At 70.4% G+C, this 17,252-nt stretch carries 11 protein-coding genes and 3 pseudogenes; 11 read left to right on the top strand and 3 right to left on the bottom strand.

Going from position 1 to position 17,252, the window contains the following annotated elements; genetic code table 11:
* From AB0G47_RS29660 to glgB, 3 genes are all read left to right on the top strand, one after another.
* Positions 1-363, top strand: a 363-nt coding sequence (locus tag AB0G47_RS29660; protein ID WP_360776251.1) for an alpha-glucosidase C-terminal domain-containing protein, incomplete at its 5' end; no start/stop codon positions are given.
* A gap of 15 nt (positions 364-378) precedes the next feature.
* A complete protein-coding gene (locus tag AB0G47_RS29655) occupies positions 379-1,719 on the top strand; it encodes a maltokinase (RefSeq protein ID WP_360776248.1) in 1,341 nt (446 codons plus the stop codon).
* Between the two features lie 5 nt (positions 1,720-1,724).
* Positions 1,725-3,956, top strand: a complete 2,232-nt coding sequence (gene glgB / locus AB0G47_RS29650; RefSeq protein WP_360776245.1) for a 1,4-alpha-glucan branching enzyme — start codon at positions 1,725-1,727, stop codon at positions 3,954-3,956.
* Positions 3,957-3,964: 8 nt separating this feature from the next.
* Here glgB and AB0G47_RS29645 read toward each other — a convergent pair whose 3' ends face one another.
* Both AB0G47_RS29645 and AB0G47_RS29640 read right to left on the bottom strand, forming a co-directional pair.
* The gene (locus AB0G47_RS29645) at positions 3,965-4,627 is read right to left on the bottom strand and encodes an endonuclease (RefSeq protein WP_360776242.1); all 663 of its coding nucleotides are present in this window, start codon (positions 4,625-4,627) and stop codon (positions 3,965-3,967) included.
* A 98-nt stretch (positions 4,628-4,725) separates the two neighbouring features.
* Positions 4,726-4,965 (bottom strand): annotated as a pseudogene (locus AB0G47_RS29640) (cellulase family glycosylhydrolase); the annotation flags it as partial.
* A gap of 1 nt (position 4,966) precedes the next feature.
* Between AB0G47_RS29640 and AB0G47_RS29635 the strand changes: the two are divergent.
* Positions 4,967-5,272: pseudogene (locus AB0G47_RS29635) on the top strand (cellulase family glycosylhydrolase); the annotation flags it as partial.
* A 1-nt stretch (position 5,273) separates the two neighbouring features.
* On the opposite strand, the pseudogene AB0G47_RS29630 reads toward AB0G47_RS29635, so the two are convergent.
* Positions 5,274-5,728: pseudogene (locus tag AB0G47_RS29630) on the bottom strand (cellulase family glycosylhydrolase); the annotation flags it as partial.
* Between the two features lie 152 nt (positions 5,729-5,880).
* Between AB0G47_RS29630 and AB0G47_RS29625 the strand changes: the two are divergent.
* From AB0G47_RS29625 to xdhB, 7 genes are all read left to right on the top strand, one after another.
* Positions 5,881-7,020, top strand: coding sequence for a PQQ-dependent sugar dehydrogenase (locus AB0G47_RS29625; protein ID WP_360776239.1), 1,140 nt, complete (start codon positions 5,881-5,883; stop codon positions 7,018-7,020).
* 182 nt (positions 7,021-7,202) lie between these two features.
* A complete protein-coding gene (locus AB0G47_RS29620) occupies positions 7,203-10,310 on the top strand; it encodes a BTAD domain-containing putative transcriptional regulator (protein ID WP_360776237.1) in 3,108 nt (1,035 codons plus the stop codon).
* Positions 10,311-10,431: 121 nt separating this feature from the next.
* A complete protein-coding gene (locus AB0G47_RS29615; RefSeq protein ID WP_360776234.1) occupies positions 10,432-11,160 on the top strand; it encodes a CHAP domain-containing protein in 729 nt (242 codons plus the stop codon).
* Between the two features lie 165 nt (positions 11,161-11,325).
* Positions 11,326-11,970, top strand: coding sequence for a M15 family metallopeptidase (locus AB0G47_RS29610; protein ID WP_360776231.1), 645 nt, complete (start codon positions 11,326-11,328; stop codon positions 11,968-11,970).
* Between the two features lie 22 nt (positions 11,971-11,992).
* Positions 11,993-12,967 carry a helix-turn-helix domain-containing protein gene (locus tag AB0G47_RS29605; protein ID WP_360776228.1) on the top strand — a complete coding sequence of 325 codons (975 nt, stop codon included), beginning with the start codon at positions 11,993-11,995 and terminating at the stop codon, positions 12,965-12,967.
* 367 nt (positions 12,968-13,334) lie between these two features.
* Positions 13,335-14,798, top strand: coding sequence for an FAD binding domain-containing protein (locus tag AB0G47_RS29600; RefSeq protein ID WP_360776225.1), 1,464 nt, complete (start codon positions 13,335-13,337; stop codon positions 14,796-14,798).
* The gene (gene xdhB, locus AB0G47_RS29595) at positions 14,795-17,251 is read left to right on the top strand and encodes a xanthine dehydrogenase molybdopterin binding subunit (protein WP_360776222.1); all 2,457 of its coding nucleotides are present in this window, start codon (positions 14,795-14,797) and stop codon (positions 17,249-17,251) included. Before AB0G47_RS29600 ends, xdhB begins: the two co-directional genes overlap by 4 nt.
* The last annotated feature ends 1 nt before the right edge of the window (position 17,252 follow it).

Raw genomic sequence — 17,252 nt, 5'->3', positions numbered from 1 at the left:
TCCTCCCCGGCCTCGCTCCTGCACTGGACCCGCCGGATGATCGAGATCCGCAAACAGAACCCCGCCTTCGGGCTCGGCTCGTACACCGAACTGCCCTCCTCCAACCCGGCGGTCATCGCGTTCCTGCGCGAGTACAAGGACGACCTCGTGCTGTGCGTGCACAACTTCTCCCGCTTCGCCCAGCCCACCGAGCTCGACCTGCAGACCTTCAACGGCCGCCACCCGGTCGAACTCATCGGCGGGGTGCGCTTCCCGGCCATCGGCGAACTGCCCTACCTCCTGACACTGGCGGGACACGGGTTCTACTGGTTCCGGCTGACCGACCATCCACGACCTCCGGCCGCACCCCCGGTGCACCTTTGAAGGGACGTGTGTCTCATGCTGAAGACGGCATCGCAGTCGCCCGCCAGCCTCGGCCCGCCCCAGCTGCTGACCTCGCTGGCCGGGCTGCTTCGCGAGTGGCTGCCGAAGCAGAGGTGGTTCGCGGGCAAGGGCAGGCCCGTGACGGATCTGGCCGTCCTTTCGACGACAGAATTGCACCCGGGGTGCCTGCACCTGCTGATCCGTACGCGCCATGCCGGGCAGCCCGATGACTGCTACCAATTGATCCTCGGCGTCCGCGAGCACCTGCCGCTCCGGCTCCAGCACGCGCTCATCGGCCGACCGGACGCGGGCCCGCTCGCCGGACTCACCGTGTACGACGCCCTCCTGGACCCGTGGTCGGCGACGCTGCTCCTGGAACGCCTGCGGGTTCCCGGCGCCACGGGTCCCCTGCGCTTCGAACGGGACACGCAGGTCGTGGTTCCTGACGGGCTCAAGCCCCGGCTGGTCGACGGCGAGCAGTCCAACACCTCTTTGGTGTACGGGGATTCCTTCATCCTGAAGCTGTTCCGCCGCGTCCAGTACGGCATCAACCCGGACCTGGAAGTGCCGCGGGCGCTGGCCCGTGGCGGCTGTGCCCGGGTGCCCGCGGCCGTGGCGTGGTTCTGGACCACCGAGCCGTGCAAGATGACGCTCGGAGTGCTCCAGCCCTTCCTGCGCGAGGCGACGGACGGCTGGACGCTGGCGCTCCAGTCCCTCGCCGCGGGCGAGGACTTCAGCGACGAGTCGTACGAACTGGGCCGTGCCACGGCCGAAGTGCACCTGGCGCTGACCCGGTCGTTCGACACGGAGCCCCTGGACCCGCACGGCGGCGGGCGGTTGGCCGCGGCGATGACGGACCGTCTGGAGACCGCCGCCCGTCAGGTGGCGGACCTCGTTCCGTACGTGTCTCGCCTGAAGGCGGCATACGGCGCGCTCGCGGCGCGCGGGCTGAGCCGCCCGGCCCAGCGGATCCATGGCGACCTGCACCTCGGCCAGGTGCTCCGGGCCGGAAAGCGCTGGTTCGTCATCGACTTCGAGGGCGAACCGGCCCGACCGCTGGCCGAACGCCGGCACGCGCAGGCACCCGTACGCGATGTGGCGGGCATGCTCCGCTCCTTCGACTATGCGGCCTACACCCGGCGCCCCTGGGGCGCCCAGTGGGTGAAGCGGTGCAGGGAGGCCTACTGCGCGGGGTACGCGGCGGAGTCGCCGTGGGATCCGCGTGCGGAGGCCGAGCTCCTGCGCGCTTACGAGACTGACCGAGCGGTGTACGAAGTGCTGTACGAGGCCCGGCACCGCCCTGACTGGCTGCCCGTCCCCATGGCGGCGATCGCCCGCCTCGCGGAAGAGAGTTGAGACCAATGGGTACCCTTCCCCGGACCGTCGCCGATGTCCGCGACCGCCTTCCCGAAGCCCCTCTCGACGCACAGGACAGAGGGCGCCTTCTGGCGGGCACCCATCACGACCCGCACGCCGTGCTCGGCGCGCATCCGGTGCCCGGAGGCACGGCCTTCGTGGTCCTGCGCCCCTACGCCCAGGCGGTGACGCTCCTCACCGAGGGTCGGTGCGTGAAGCTGAAGGACACGGGCGACGGCTTCTTCTCCGCTGTTCTGCCGCACGACGCGATGCCCGAGTACCGGCTGCGCGTGACGTACGACGGCCGGGACGGCACATACGAGGACCCCTACCGTTTCCTTCCCGCTCTGGGTGAACTCGATCTGCACCTGATCGGCGAGGGCCGGCACGAAGAACTGTGGAGGGCGCTGGGAGCGCACCCGATGACCCACCAGGGCGTGCCGGGGACCCGGTTCACGGTGTGGGCGCCCCACGCGAGGGGAGTCAGGGTCTGCGGTGACTTCTGCAGCTGGGACGGAGCCGCGTACCCCATGCGCTCGCTGGGCTCGACCGGCGTATGGGAGCTGTTCGTCCCCGGTATCGGCGAGGGGGCCCTCTACAAGTTCGACATCACCCGCCCCGATGGCACCCACACCGTGCGCGCCGATCCGATGGCCCGCCGCACGGAGGTGCCGCCGGCGACCGCCTCCGTCGTGACGGAATCGTCCCACGTATGGGCGGACGCCGAATGGATGGCGCACCGCGCGGACCGCCCCGTCCATCGGGCCCCCTTCTCGGTCTACGAGGTCCATCTGGCGTCCTGGCGTCCCGGCCTCTCCTACCGCCAACTCGCCGACCAGCTCACGGAATACGTCACGGATGCGGGCTTCACCCACGTGGAGCTGATGCCGGTCGCGGAGTATCCCTTCAGCGGATCCTGGGGCTACCAGGTCACCGGCTTCTACGCGCCGACGGCCCGCCTCGGCACGCCCGACGACTTCAAGTACCTCGTCGACACGCTGCACCGGGCGGGCATCGGCGTGATCCTCGACTGGGTCCCCGCCCACTTCCCCAAGGACGACTGGGCGTTGGCGGCCTTCGACGGAGAGCACCTGTACGAGCCGGGGGATCCCCGACGTGCCGAGCACCCCGACTGGGGCACCCTGACCTTCGACTACGGCCGCAAGGAGGTGCGCAACTTCCTTGCCGCCAACGCCACTTACTGGTGCGAGGAGTTCCACATCGATGGCCTGCGCGTCGACGCGGTCGCCTCGATGCTCTACCTCGACTATTCACGCGAGTACGGGCAGTGGGCACCCAACGAGTCGGGCGGCCGGGAGAACCTGGACGCGGTGGCGTTCCTCCAGGAGATGAACGCGACGGTCTACCGGCGCTGCCCCGGAGTGGTCACCATCGCCGAGGAGTCGACGGCGTGGGACGGCGTGACCCGGGCCACCCATGACACGGGTCCCGGCGGTCTGGGCGGCCTCGGCTTCGGCATGAAGTGGAACATGGGCTGGTCGCACGATTCCCTGGAGTACATCAAGCGCGACCCCGTGCACCGGGTGTACCACCACAACGAGATGACGTTCTCGATGGTGTACGCGTACAGCGAGAACTACCTCCTGCCCCTCTCGCACGACGAAGTGGTCCACGGCAAGCAGGCGTTGGTCTCCAAGATGCCGGGCGACTGGTGGCAGCAGCGCGCCAACCACCGGGCCTACCTGGGCTTCATGTGGGCCCACCCAGGCAAGCAACTCCTCTTCATGGGGCAGGAGTTCGCCCAGGGCGCCGAGTGGTCGGAGGGGAACGGCCTTGACTGGGCGCTCCTGGACCCGGACTACCCGGCGGAGCCGGACCACAGGGGCGTACTGCGACTGGTGCGGGACCTCAACCATGAGTACCGGTCCGCCCCCGCGCTGTGGGAGCAGGACACCGAGCCCGCCGGATTCTCCTGGGTCGCGGCGGACGCGGCGGAGGACAACGTGCTGGCGTTCCTGCGCTTCGCCGCGGACGGCACTCCGCTGCTTGCCGTGTGCAACTTCTCCCCGGTGGTCCGCCACGACTACCCGCTCGGTGTCCCGGACGCGGACACTGTCTGGCGCGAGACCCTCAACACCGATCTCGCTCGCTACGGGGGAGGCGACGTCCGCAATCCGGACCCGCTGAAGTCCACCCCCGAGCCGTCCCACGGCCGCCCGGCCACTCTGGGGGTGACCCTTCCTCCTCTGGCGACCGTGTGGCTGCGTCCTGAGTGACGGCGGGATCAGGAGCGGGCGCGGCCGGCTGCCCGGTCGATGCTGTCCTGCGCCAACTGCCGGTCGAGGGCGGCCCGGACCAGCGCCGCGGCCAGAACGGCCGGCTGTTCGTTCCCCGCGAGCCGCAGCAGCCCGGCGGTGTTCCGGGGCAGCCCGAGGCGCTCGGCCCCCTGCAGCGTTTTGGCGTCGAGGTAGGGCCCGAACTCGGTCCACACGTCCTGCACTTCGCGCAGAAAGATGTCCGCGCCTACGGGGCCGAGCCCCGGCACCTGACGCAGCAGCCGTTTCAGGGCCGCCACGTCGCCGTCCGCCTGCTCACGCATTCTGCGCAGGTCGCCGCCCCATTCATCGAGCACAAGCCGGGCGCCGTCACCGAGCTGGGTCGCGGTCCGTTCGTCGTAGCGCCGGTAGCCACCGCGCCCCAGAGCATCGACCCGCTGCTGCCACGAGGCGTCGGCCATCTGCCGTGGACCGCGCATCCCGGCGTCGTACAGCGCCCGCGCGCTCGCCACCGCCACGGATGCCCGGATACGGGCGCTGAGCAGACAGGACAGGACGAGCGTGCGGTAGAGCGGTTGAGGGGTGTCCGCCAGTCGGATCCCCGCCTCCGCCGCGTACGTCTGTCCCGAAGTACGCAGCAGCTCTCGCATCACAGCCTTCTGGCCGGCCATGTCTCCACCTCCCGCGCTCCGTACCCGGGGAACGCACTTCCAAGTTATGGCGAACGGGCCCACCCCGCACCGCGTGGTCACCTGCGCGGGGTGGTCGGTCAGCCCTTGACGCGGTCCCGTATCCAGACGCCGGCCGGATTGAGGACGCCGGTGCCCGCCCATTCCTCGCTGGCGCAGGTGCCGGCCTTGAAGACCGCTCCCGAACGTGAGTCGTCGGAGTAGTTCCAGTTCGTCCAGGAGATGTTCTTCTGCTCCATCAGGTCGACGTACTTCTGCGTCATCGCGAAGTCGTCGCCGCCGTCGCCCGATGCCTTCTGGGTGCCGAACTCGGTGACGAACAAGAAGTACGCGGACCAGCCCCATGTCTTCTACGAGATAGCCAACGAGTCCAGCGGCGTCGAATGGTCCGAGATCAAGTCGTACGCGGAAGAGATCATCCCCGTGATCCGGCAGCACGACCCCGACGGCATCGCACTCGTCGGCACCCGCGCCTGGTCCTCGCTCGGCGTCTCCGAGGGCGCGGACGAGAGGGAGGTCGTCGACAATCCGGTCGACGCCGAGAACATCATGTACACGTTCCACTTCTACGCCGCCGACCACGACGACGAGTACCTCCGGACACTGTCCCGGGCAGCCGACGAAATCCGAAGAACTTCTTGGCGAGCCCGGTGTTCGCGTTGGGGTCGCCCGGGGTGAGCATGTGCCAGTCGATGATCGCGTACATGCCGCGCTCGATGGCCTGATCGACCACGCGCTGGGCGATCCGCGTGAACTTCGCCGGGTCGACTCGTAGCCGCCTTCCTGGACGTACGTGGAGACGCGCAGCACATCGGCCTGCCAGTCCTGCGCCAGGGCGTCGAGGGAGCCGTCCGTGAGGCAGTGCTCGTACCACTGCGTGCCGTGCGAGCTCATGCCCTTGAGCTGAACTGCCTTGCCCTGTGCGGTGCACAGCGTGGTGTCGCAGACCTTGAGCTGCCCGTTCTCGGCGACGGGCGATCCGGCCGGGGCCCGGACGGCGTCGTTCTCCTCTCCCGCGCTGGCGCTGAAGTGCGGGGCGAGAGCGAGGAGCGAGCCGGCAGCGACGGCCGCGGTGCGCGTGATGGGCTGCGAATCGGCCGTCTCGAAGTTCGCGGCGGCCGGATCGGCTCTTGGTCTATACCAACAACGCCTGTCCCAGTACCCTCATCCGTGGCCGGTGGCACACCATCGGCAGCCTGGTGACCCCCCCATTCGCCGCCTCCAGGAGGATCACGGTGAGAGTTCGCACCAGAAGCTCGGCGATCATCGGCACCATCTGCCTCGTCGCGTCCCTCGCCCTGACGGCGGCGTCCGCCGTCGAGCCGGCCGCCCCGCGGCAGGCGGCACCGAAGGTCGCGCTCAAGAATGTGGCCACGGCCAAGAATCCATCCGCAGGCGCCGCCGGGCCCGGCGGCACGGTCTGGATCGCCGAACGCGCAGGCACCGTGCGGGTCTTGAGCGGGCAGGGGCTCGGGAAGCCCGTCCTCGACATCTCCGGCGAGACCACCACCGACGGCGAACGCGGCCTGCTGGGCATCGCGTTCGACAGGAAGTTCGCGCACTTCTACATCTCGTACACGAACCTCGAAGGCACAAGCACCGTGGACGAGTTCGCCGTACGGCACGGCAAGATCCGGCCCGACACCCGGCGCACGGTCCTCACCCAGACACAGCCCTACGCGAACCACAACGGCGGCGACATCAAGTTCGGCCCCGACGGCTACCTCTACATCGCCTTCGGCGACGGCGGCTCGGGCGGCGACCCGCACGGCAACGGGCAGAATCTCGACACCCTGCTCGGCAAGCTCCTGCGGATCGACCCAAGCGGCGGCAAGCCGTACGCGATCCCGCCGGACAATCCGTACGTGGACGACCCGAAGGCGAAGGACGAGATCTGGGCCTACGGGCTGCGCAACCCGTGGCGGTTCTCGTTCGACGCGGGCACGGGCGATCTGCTGATCGGCGACGTCGGCCAGAGCGCCTGGGAGGAGATCGACTGGGCCCCGGCGAACAGCAAGGGCGGCGAGAACTACGGCTGGTCCCGGATGGAGGGCAACCATCCCTTCCGGGACGGCACCGAGCCCGCGAACCATGTGCCGCCGGTCCACGAGTACGACCGCACCGGCCTCGGCTGCTCGGTGACCGGCGGCTACGTCTATCGAGGCAAGGCGATCCCCGACCTCAAGGGTCAGTACGTGTTCAGCGACTACTGCGACGGCACCGTCCGCTCGCTGCAGATCGAGAACGGCAAGGTGACCGGCGTGCACGATCTCGGAGTCAACGGCGGTGAGGTGGTCTCGTTCGTGCAGGGCGGCAAGGGTGAGCTGTACGTGCTCGACATCGGCGGCAGCGTCTCCCGCATCGACCCGGCGTAGCGAACGACGGCTGCCCGGCGGCGCCCCGCCCGGGCTGCGCCTGGAAGCCGCCGACCTCGCGGAACCGATGGCCCAAAACCGGACGCCATGACGTGCCGTGCCCCTCAACTCTTCGCCCTGCCAGGGAAGTTAGGGGACCATGAGGCGTGAGTCAGTGTCGGTGACGCCTCGGGGGACAGAACATGGCATTGGAATTCCGCCTGCTCGGGCCGGTCGAAGCGCTGTGGGAAGACCGGCCCCTGCGGGTGGGCGGGCCCAAGCCTCGTGCCCTGTTGGCCGCGTTGTTGTTGCGCGCCGGGCATGTCGTGCCTGCCGATGCGCTGGTGGATGTCGTATGGGGCGATGAGCCGCCGGAGACGGCGAGGGCGCTGATCCAGACGTATGTCTCGGCGCTGCGGCGGGCCCTGCCGGAGGCGCGCCGGGGGGCGATCGAGACGCGGGCGCCGGGGTATGTGATCCGGCCAGACGCCGGGGCCGTGGACCTCGGGCGGTTCGAGGAGCTGGCAGCGGCCGGTCGGCGGGCCGCAGCTCAGGGGGATCACTCCGCCGCCGCCCGGCTGTTGCGTGACGCCCTCACGCTGTGGCGCGGTGCCGCGCTCGGCGGGGTCGGCGAGGTGCTGCGGAGCGAGGCGGTACGGCTCGAGGAGGCCCGGCAGGCCGTGCTCGAAGAGCGCATCGCCGCCGAACTCGAATGCGGGGGGCGGGAGAGCGAGCTGATCACCGAGCTCAAGGGACTCGTCGGCGCCCAGCCCACCAACGAGCGGCTGCGAGGACAGCTCATGCTCGCCCTCTACCGGGTGGGGCGGCAGGCCGACGCCCTCACGGTGTACGAGGACGGACGTGCCGTGCTCGCCGAGGAACTCGGCATCGATCCCGGTCCTGAGCTCAGCCGGCGGCATGGATCGATCCTGCGGGCCGACCCTGTGCTGCTGCCCGCAGAGGGCGGCGGTGCGGACGCCACCGACGTCTCGGCGCCGCAGGTGCCCGCCACGCCCCGGCCCGTGTGCCTGCTTCCTCCAGCCATCCAGGACTTCACCGGGCGGAAGACGGAAATCGCGGACGTCGTCGACGGGCTCACCGCACCCCGGGACGCGACCTCCGTCGTGGTGGTGTCGGGGCCGGCCGGCGTCGGCAAGTCCGCCCTCGCGGTGAAGGCCGCCCACCTGGCCATGGACGCCTTCCCCGACGGGCAGCTGTACGCCGAACTGCAGGGCACCGGCGGCCCCTTGCCGCCCGGCGACGTCCTCGGGCGGCTGCTGCGCGCCCTGGGGGCGGCGCCGCCCGAGCATGCCGATGAGCGCGCGGACCTCTTCCGCAGCCTCGTCGCGGGGCGCCGCCTCCTGCTGGTCCTCGACGACGCGGGCAGGGAGGCTCAGGTGCGGCCCCTGCTGCCGGGCAGCGCGGGCTGTGGAGTGCTCGTCACCTCGCGGGCCCGGCTCGGCGGCCTCGACGGGGCCCGGCGTACCGATCTCGCCGTCCTGGACGAGGTACGCAGCCTTGAGCTGCTGGCCCGGGTCACCGGCCCGCAGGGCGCGACGGACGATCCCGCCGAGGACGCCGCGGCCCGCCGCATCGTCACCCTGTGCGGCGGTCTGCCGCTGGCCCTGCGGATCGCCGGGGCCCGGCTGACCACCCGCAGGCACTGGACTCCCCGCATCCTCGCCGACCGCCTGGAGGACGAGCGGCGCCGCCTCGACGAGCTGGCCGTGGGCGATCTGGAGGTGCGGGCCAGCCTCGGTCTCAGCTACGAGTCGCTCGATCACGACGCCCGCACGGTGCTGCGCCGCCTTGCCGTCCTCGGCCCGTGCGACACGGCCCCCTGGATGGTGGCGCTGCTCGTCGACGGGGCCGAGGACGAAGTGGAGGAGGTCCTTGAGCGGCTCGTCGACGCGCAGCTGCTGGACTGGACGGGGACCGACTCCGCGGGTCAGTCGCGCTATCGGGCCCACGATCTGGTGCGGGTGTACGCCGCTGAGCGCGCCGAGGCCGAGGATTCCGTCGAGGTGCGCACGGCGGCGGTGGGACGTGCGCTGGCCGCCGGGCTGCGCCTGGTGGAGCGCGTCGCGGAGGAGGCGCCTTCGGGGGTGGTCGTACTGCGGCCCTATCTCGGAGGTTCGGCGAGCGTCAACCGGTCCGCCGGCGGGGCCAAGGCGGAGTGGGACGGCACCGGCACGCAAGGCCGCGGACCGGCGGCCGAGGTCGGATCGGCGACCACGCGGCGGGCGCTCGCCGATCCGTTCGCCTGGTTCGAGGCCGAGGCCGACGCGCTCGCCACGGCCGTCGAGCGCGCTGCGGCCTTCGGCCTGCACACCCTCGCCTGTGCCGCCGCGACGGCGCTCTGCTCGTCGTCGTTCGCCGTCGGCAACCGCTTCGATGCCTGGTGGCGCAGCCATGACGCCGCTCTCGCCGCCGCCCGGCGCGCCGAGGACCGGGCCGGCGAGGCGCTGCTGCTCATCGGCCTGGGGCAACTGCGGTTCGAACAGGACCGGTACGCCGAGGCCCAGGACTACTTCCGGCAGGCCGAGCCCCTGTGCGCCGCCATAGGCGATCTGCACGGCCAGGCCGCCGCCCTCGCGGGTCTCGGCGGGAACCTGCGTGAGCTGGGCAGGCTGGCGGCCGCCGACGACGCGCTGGGCCGTGCCGTCGACGTCTTCCAGCGCCTGGGCGATGACGCGGGCGTCGGTCTCGCGTGCCGGCTGCGTGGCTCCGTACGCATGGAACTCGGCGACCAAGACGAGGCGTCGGCGCTCCTGGACGTATCACTGGGCGCCTACCGGAGCCTGGGCAGCCGGCGGGGCGAGGCACTCACGCTGCGCACGCTGAGCCTGGTGCACCGGTCGCTCGGGGCGTACGAGGAGGCCGAGGAGTACGCGGGGCGAGCCCTTGAGATCCTCGCGGGCCTCGGTGATCCGCTGATGGCCGCGTACGCCGAACGGGCCCGAGCCAAGGCCCGGTTGAGGCTGGGACGTACGCGCGAGGCGGAGGCGGAGCTGCTCGGTGCGCTCGACGTCTGCCGGGCGTACCGGGACCGCTTCGGCGAGGCGCTGACCCTGCGCACGCTCGGCGAGTGTGCCCTGGCCGACGGGCGGCAGCAGGAGGCGGAGAAGCGGCTCGCCGCCGCCGTGCGCCTGTGGGACGCATTGGAGCTGCGGCTGCCTCGGGCCCGCACGCTGCGCGATCTCGCCGCGGCCCGCGAGGCGTTGGGTGACGGGCAGGGTGCGGCGGCACTGCGTACGGAGGCGAAGTCCGTGTTCACGGAGTTCGGCACGCGGGAGCGCGACGAACTGTAAGCCGCTGTGAGTCGTGTTCCTGAGGGCTTACAGGCAAGCTGCAGAAGCCCCGGCGAACCTTGGTGATGTCGGAGGGAAACAGCCTCCGGCACAACGGGGAATCAACGGGGAAGGACCACTGATGTCCAGCTCGACGAACAGCACCACGAACAGCACCATGGCCGGATCGGCACTCGACTCGACCTCTCTGTCCACGAAGGCGTCCGCCTACCGCCGCCCGGCGGTCGTGCTGCTGGCCACCGCAGTCGCCGGCGTCGTCGCCGCGGGGTCGCTGACCACGACCGCGTCGGCCGCACCGAGCCCTCTGCGCATGAACATCGTCAAGACGGCCACCATCGAGAAGGACAACCCGAAGCACAACCGCGAGAAGGGGAACAACTGCAACTTCTACAGCGGTTACTGGAAGCCCAGCGGCGACAACATCTGCAGCACGTCGACCGGCGGCGTGAAGTGGCGCTCCAACAACTGGTGCGCCGACTTCGTCCGCTACGTCTGGAAGGAGTCCGGCGCCAAGACCAAGCACACCGACCCGTGGGCGGGCTCCTTCTACCGGGCAGCCAAGGCCGGCACCGGCAAGTGGCACAAGCGCGGCTCCTACGTACCCCAGCCCGGTGACGCGGTGCTCTACGACTGGGACGGCGGCACGCCGAGCCTCGGCACCAACGGCTGGGACGTCGACCACGTCGGTGTCGTCGTCCAGTACCGCAAGAGCGGGAAGAAGCTGACGACCATCGAGGGCAACACCACGAAGACGTCGAGCGGCAGCGGCAAGGAAGGCGTCTTCAAGCGCACCCGGTACAACACCGAGCGCGGCGACGTCGTCGGCTACGTCTCGCCCGAAAGGCGATAACGCCCACCACCTGCCGACCAGGACCACCGCCCGACGGGGGCGCCCCGGGGAGAGTGCCGCACCTGCCTCTCTCCGGGGCCGGGCGCGTGCGCCGCCACCGGCACTTCCCACACGCAGGACGACGTACGTCGTCGTACGACTACGTATGACGAAGAAGGACATGCCATGGCCCCGATCATCCTCATGAACGCACCCGAAGTGGCCCACGTCTCCGTCGTCGAGTGCGGCGAACTCCTCGTCGACCTGCGGGAGTTGTCCCTCCTCGAAGTGGACCCACGACAGGCGGATCCGGACGGTGCGTATGCCATGGTCCGCGAGGGGGTCGCCCTGCGCCTCGAAAGGGCGGCACGCCTGCTGCCCGACGGGCTGCGGCTGCTGATCACCGAGGGGTACCGGCCCCTTGACCTGCAGACCCGCTACTTCGACGAGTACGCGGCCGAGTTGCGCCGCGCCAACCCGGACTGGCCGGACGACCACCTGCGCACCCAGACCAGCCGTTCGCTGGCGCCGCCCGAGATAGGGCCGCACGTCGCCGGTGCCGCCGTCGACCTCACCCTGTGCACCACGGACGGCGAAGAACTCGACCTCGGCACACCGGTCGACGCAAGCCCGGAGGCGAGTGGCGGAGCCTGCTACACCGACGCACCGAACATCTCCGGCCAAGTACGCCGCAACCGGCTCGCCCTGTGTGCGGCGCTCACCACCGCGGGACTGATCAACTACCCGACGGAATGGTGGCATTGGTCCTACGGCGACCGCTACTGGGCGCTGCTGACGGGAGCCCCTGCCGCACGGTACGGGCCCATGTGACACAGCTGTGATCGGGGGACACATGCTGCGCATTCATTTCACCGGCCCTGACCTCGCCCGGACACGGGTGGCGAGCGCGCCGGCTCTGATGTGGGAAACCGTACTGAGCACCCACTGGCTCCGGGACGGCTGCGCCGGACTCCTCGGCATGTGGTGGCGCGGGCGGGTGCGGCCCGACCTGCCGCCGCGGGCCCGGTCGCTGGCCGAACTGATCCCGAAGCAGGGCTACTTCCCGGATTTCCTGACACCGCACACCGCCACCCTGTGCCTCGCCGAGGCGGTGGAGCCCGTCCTGCTCACCCCCAGGAACGAGGTGCGCGACGACCTCGAACTCCTCGCCACCGGAGGGCCGTTGTCGCCGTGGGTACGCGACCTGCATCGAGGCCTCGCCCCGGCGCTCGACCACCTCGGCCGGTCCTTCCAGGACTACCAGCGGATTGCGATCACACCGTTCCTCAGCGGCATCCTGACGCACACCGCACGCGAACGAGCGCGGGCCGGCCGGCTCCTCGCCACCGGCGGGGTGGAGGCGCTGCTCCGCGGCCTGTCCCCGTCCGCACGGTGGTGCGCGCCTGCCCTCGACATCGACTATCCGGTGGACCGCGACCTGCACCTGGACGGACGCGGCCTGCTCCTCGTGCCCTCCTACTTCTGCCGTTGCCACCCGGTGACCCTGGTGCGACAGGGGGAGGGGGTGCCGGTCCTGCTGTACCCCCTCGGCCATGAGCCGTGGGACTTCCGGGCGGCGGACGACGCGAGCGACACCCTCGCCGACCTTGTGGGGTGCAGCCGTGCCGCGGTCCTTGAGGCGGCCGACGCCTGCCGGCAGAGCAACACCAGCCAGCTCGCCCGCCGCGCGGGCCTGCGGCTTTCATCGGCCAGCGAGCACCTCACCGTGCTGCGTCGCGCCGGGCTGATCGTCAGCTCCCGCGAGGGCAACAGCGTGCTCCACGAGGTCACCCCGCTCGGTGCCAGCCTGCTCCACCGGCATGTGTGATGACACGGGGGGCCTCTTGACCCCTGGGGGCCCAGCCATTAGGTTGCGGTGGCCATCGACCTGAACTGCCGAAAGGGGGCGACCAGCGGATGAACACCAGCTCTGATCTCGGTCGCCTCGCCCAGTGCACGGTCTGGGTTCCGGGCCGGATCGCGCACGGCTGCTGAATACGCCGTTCTGATGTGCCCGTCTGCGGCGCATTCCGGGTTTCCCGTCACCGCTTCTCGGCACGCATCTGTTGTGTGCCGTTTTGCGCCCGCTTCTCGCGCGTGGCGCCTCTGAACACAGAGTTCTGAACACAGAAAGCTGCCTGAAAATTGGCGAACATGATGAATCGACCGATCGCGCACCGAATCGAAGGCCCGTCATGGTAGCGGCGCGTATCACCGTCAATGGAACAGAAGCCCCGATTTCACCGGCCGCGCCCCACACCACGGCGCTGGATTTTCTGCGCGAGCGTGGGCTCACCGGCACGAAGGAAGGCTGCGCCGAGGGTGAATGCGGCGCCTGCTCGATCCTGGTGGCCCGTCCCGGCGTGAACAAGCCCACCGACTGGGTGGCGGTCAACGCCTGCCTGGTCCCGGCAGCGGCTCTCGACGGCCAGGAGATCATCACCTCCGAAGGGCTCGCCACCGCCGGCGAACCCGGCACGCCGCCCGCGCTCCACCCGGTGCAGGAGGAGATGGCGGCCCGCGGCGGTTCCCAATGCGGCTACTGCACACCGGGATTCATCTGCAGCATGGCCGCCGAGTACTACCGCCCCGACCGCTGCGCGCACGCGGATACGGCCGATGTCACCGATGCCGAGCACGGTCCGAACGGGTTCGATCTGCACGCGCTGAGCGGAAACCTGTGCCGCTGCACCGGCTATCGCCCGATCCGCGATGCCGCTTTCGCCGTCGGTACGCCCACCGATGAGGACCTCCTCGCGCAGCGTCGCGAGCAGTCGCCGCCCGCGCCGGTTGCCACCGAATACACCCAGGACGGCAGGGAGTTCCTTCGGCCGGGCACCCTGACCGAAGTGCTGCGGCTGCTGCGCGAGCGGCCCGACGCGGTGGTGGTCGCCGGCTCCACCGACTGGGGCGTTGAGGTCAACATCCGCTCCCGCCGGGCCGATTGCGTGGTCGCCGTCGACCGGCTGCCCGAACTGCGGGAGCTGCGCGTCGAATCCGACCACATCGAGATCGGGGCGGCGCTGACGCTCACCGAGATCGAACGCCGACTCGACGGCCGGGTCCCCCTGTTGGCGGAGCTGTTCCCGCAGTTCGCATCCCGGCTCATCCGCAACGGCGCGACCCTCGGCGGGAACCTGGGTACCGGCTCCCCGATCGGCGACAGCCCGCCGGTGCTGCTCGCGCTCGAGGCGTCGGTGGTGCTCGCCGACGCCGACGGCGAACGCGAGGTCCCGCTGTCCGACTACTTCACCGGCTACCGCCAGAGCGTGCGCCGTCCCGGCGAGCTGATCCGCGCGGTGCGCGTCCCGCTGCCGCTGTCGCCGGTCGTGGCCTTCCACAAGATCGCCAAACGGCGCTTCGACGACATCTCCAGCGTGGCGGTCGCTTTCGCGCTCGACATCGAGGACGGGATCGTACGCAAGGCACGCATCGGCCTCGGCGGTGTGGCCGCCACCCCGATCCGCGCCCGTGCCGTCGAGGCGGCCCTGGAGGGCAAGCCGTGGGCGGCGGAGACGGTCGAGGCCGCGGCCCAGGTGCTGCGGGCCCAGGGCACGCCCATGGACGATCACCGCGCTAGCGCCGCCTACCGCTCCGCGATGCTCGGCCAGAGCCTGCTGAAGCTGTACGCACAAACCACCGAGGGTGTGTCGTCATGAGCCATCTGTCCGAGCGCCCCGAAAAGCCTGTCGTCGGCGTCTCCATGCCGCACGAGAGTGCGGCCCAGCACGTCACCGGCACCGCGCTCTACACCGACGACCTGGTCCATCGCACCAAGGACGTGCTGCACGCCCACCCGGTCCAGGCCATGAAGGCCCACGGCAGGATCACCGCGCTGCGCACCGAGCCCGCGCTCGCCGTGCCCGGTGTGGTCCGCGTGCTGACCGTTGCCGACGTGCCCGGCGTCAACGACGCGGGAATGAAGCACGACGAACCGCTCTTCCCCGACGAGGTCATGTTCTACGGCCACGCGGTGGCCTGGGTGCTCGCCGAGACCCTGGAGGCGGCCCGGCTCGGTGCGGCGGCCGTCGAGGTGGAACTCGACGAACAGCCTTCCCTGATCACGCTGCAGGACGCGATCGCGGCCGACAGTTTTCACGGCGCGCGGCCCGTGATGCTGACCGGCGACGTCGAGGCGGGCTTCGCCGACTCCGCGCACGTGTTCACCGGCGAGTTCCAGTTCTCCGACCAGGAGCACTTCTACCTCGAGACGCACGCGGCGCTCGCCCTGGTCGACGAGTCCGGGCAGGTGTTCGTCCAGAGCAGCACCCAGCACCCTTCGGAGACCCAGGAAATCGTCGCGCACGTCCTCGGTCTGCACAGCCACGAGGTGACCGTGCAGTGTCTGCGGATGGGCGGCGGCTTCGGCGGCAAGGAGATGCAGCCGCACGGGTTCGCGGCCATCGCCGCACTCGGCGCCAAGCTGACCGGTCGCCCGGTCCGGCTGCGGCTCAACCGGACGCAGGACCTGACCATGTCCGGCAAGCGGCACGGGTTCAACGCCACGTGGAAGATCGGCTTCGACGCCGAAGGACGCATCCAGGCCCTGGACGCCACCCTGACCGCGGACGGCGGCTGGAGCCTGGACCTCTCCGAGCCGGTGGTGGCCCGTGCGCTGTGCCACATCGACAACACGTACTGGATCCCCAACGCACGCATCGCCGGTCGCATCGCCAAGACCAACAAGGCCTCCAACACCGCCTTCCGCGGCTTCGGCGGACCGCAGGGCATGCTGGTGATCGAGGACATCATGGGCCGGTGCGCGCCGCTGCTCGGCCTGGACCCGATGGAGCTGCGGGAGCGCAACTTCTACCGGCAGGGCCAGTCGACGCCGTACGGACAGCAGGTCACTCAGCCCGAACGGATCTCCGCCGTCTGGCAGCAGGTCAAGGACAACGGCGCCATCGCCGATCGCAGGCGCGAGATCGCCGCCTTCAACGCCGCGCACCCGAACACCAAGCGGGCACTGGCGATCACCGGCGTGAAGTTCGGCATCTCGTTCAACCTCACCGCCTTCAACCAGGGCGGCGCGCTGGTCCTGATCTACAAGGACGGCTCGGTCCTGATCAACCACGGCGGCACCGAGATGGGCCAGGGCCTGCACACCAAGATGCTGCAGGTGGCCGCGACCTCGCTGGGCATCCCGCTGCACAAGGTGCGGCTTGCCCCGACGCGCACCGACAAGGTCCCCAACACCTCTGCCACCGCGGCGAGTTCCGGTACGGATCTCAACGGTGCGGCGGTGAAGAACGCCTGCGAGCAGTTGCGCGAGCGGCTGCTGCAGGTGGCCGCCAGTCAGCTGGGTGCGAGCGCCTCGGACGTACGCATCGTCGACGGCGTCGCGCGCGCCCTGGGCAGCGACAAGGAGCTGGCCTGGGACGACCTGGTGCGCACCGCGTACTTCCAGCGGGTGCAGCTGTCGGCGGCGGGCTTCTACCGGACCGAGGGCCTGCACTGGGACGCGAAGACGTTCCAGGGGGCGCCGTTCAAGTACTTCGCCGTCGGCGCCGCCGCGGCCGAGGTGGAGGTGGACGGCTTCACCGGTGCGTACCGCATCCGACGGGTGGACATCGTGCACGATGTCGGCGACAGCCTGTCCCCGATGATCGACATCGGTCAGGTCGAGGGCGGTTTCGTGCAGGGCGCGGGCTGGCTCACCCTTGAGGACATGCGCTGGGACGCCACGGACGGGCCGAACCGCGGCCGGCTCCTTACCCAGGCCGCGAGCACCTACAAGCTGCCGAGCTTCTCGGAGATGCCCGAGGAGTTCAACGTCACGCTCATGGAGAACGCCACCGAAGAGGGCGCGGTCTACGGGTCCAAGGCGGTCGGCGAGCCTCCGCTGATGCTGGCCTTCTGCGTACGAGAGGCCCTGCGGCAGGCCGCCGCCGCGTTCGGACCGGGCGGGGTCGGCGTCGAGCTGGCCTCGCCCGCCACGCCGGAGGCGGTGTACTGGGCGATCCAGGGAGCCCGCCAGGGCCACGCCTCCCGAAACGGCCACGCCGACAACGGACTTGCCGACAACGGATCCGCCGACAACGGATTCGCCCCCACCGGATTCGCCCCCAACGGCAAGAACCGCACCGCAGCCACAACGCCGAGCGGTGCCTGAC

The organism is Streptomyces sp. NPDC021622 (assembly GCF_040640795.1).
In the GTDB taxonomy this organism is placed as follows: Bacteria; Actinomycetota; Actinomycetes; order Streptomycetales; family Streptomycetaceae; genus Streptomyces.
Note: the sequence above shows the minus strand (reverse complement) of the source record. Positions and strands in the feature narration are given on the sequence as shown.

Coding starts and splice junctions, on each gene's coding strand:
- AB0G47_RS29655 (WP_360776248.1), top strand. CDS start 379: ATGCTGAAGACGGCATCGCAGTCGCCCGCCAGCCTCGGCCCGCCCCAG.
- glgB (WP_360776245.1), top strand. CDS start 1,725: ATGGGTACCCTTCCCCGGACCGTCGCCGATGTCCGCGACCGCCTTCCC.
- AB0G47_RS29645 (WP_360776242.1), bottom strand. CDS start 4,627: ATGGCCGGCCAGAAGGCTGTGATGCGAGAGCTGCTGCGTACTTCGGGA.
- AB0G47_RS29620 (WP_360776237.1), top strand. CDS start 7,203: ATGGCATTGGAATTCCGCCTGCTCGGGCCGGTCGAAGCGCTGTGGGAA.
- AB0G47_RS29615 (WP_360776234.1), top strand. CDS start 10,432: ATGTCCAGCTCGACGAACAGCACCACGAACAGCACCATGGCCGGATCG.
- AB0G47_RS29610 (WP_360776231.1), top strand. CDS start 11,326: ATGGCCCCGATCATCCTCATGAACGCACCCGAAGTGGCCCACGTCTCC.
- AB0G47_RS29605 (WP_360776228.1), top strand. CDS start 11,993: ATGCTGCGCATTCATTTCACCGGCCCTGACCTCGCCCGGACACGGGTG.
- AB0G47_RS29600 (WP_360776225.1), top strand. CDS start 13,335: ATGGTAGCGGCGCGTATCACCGTCAATGGAACAGAAGCCCCGATTTCA.
- xdhB (WP_360776222.1), top strand. CDS start 14,795: ATGAGCCATCTGTCCGAGCGCCCCGAAAAGCCTGTCGTCGGCGTCTCC.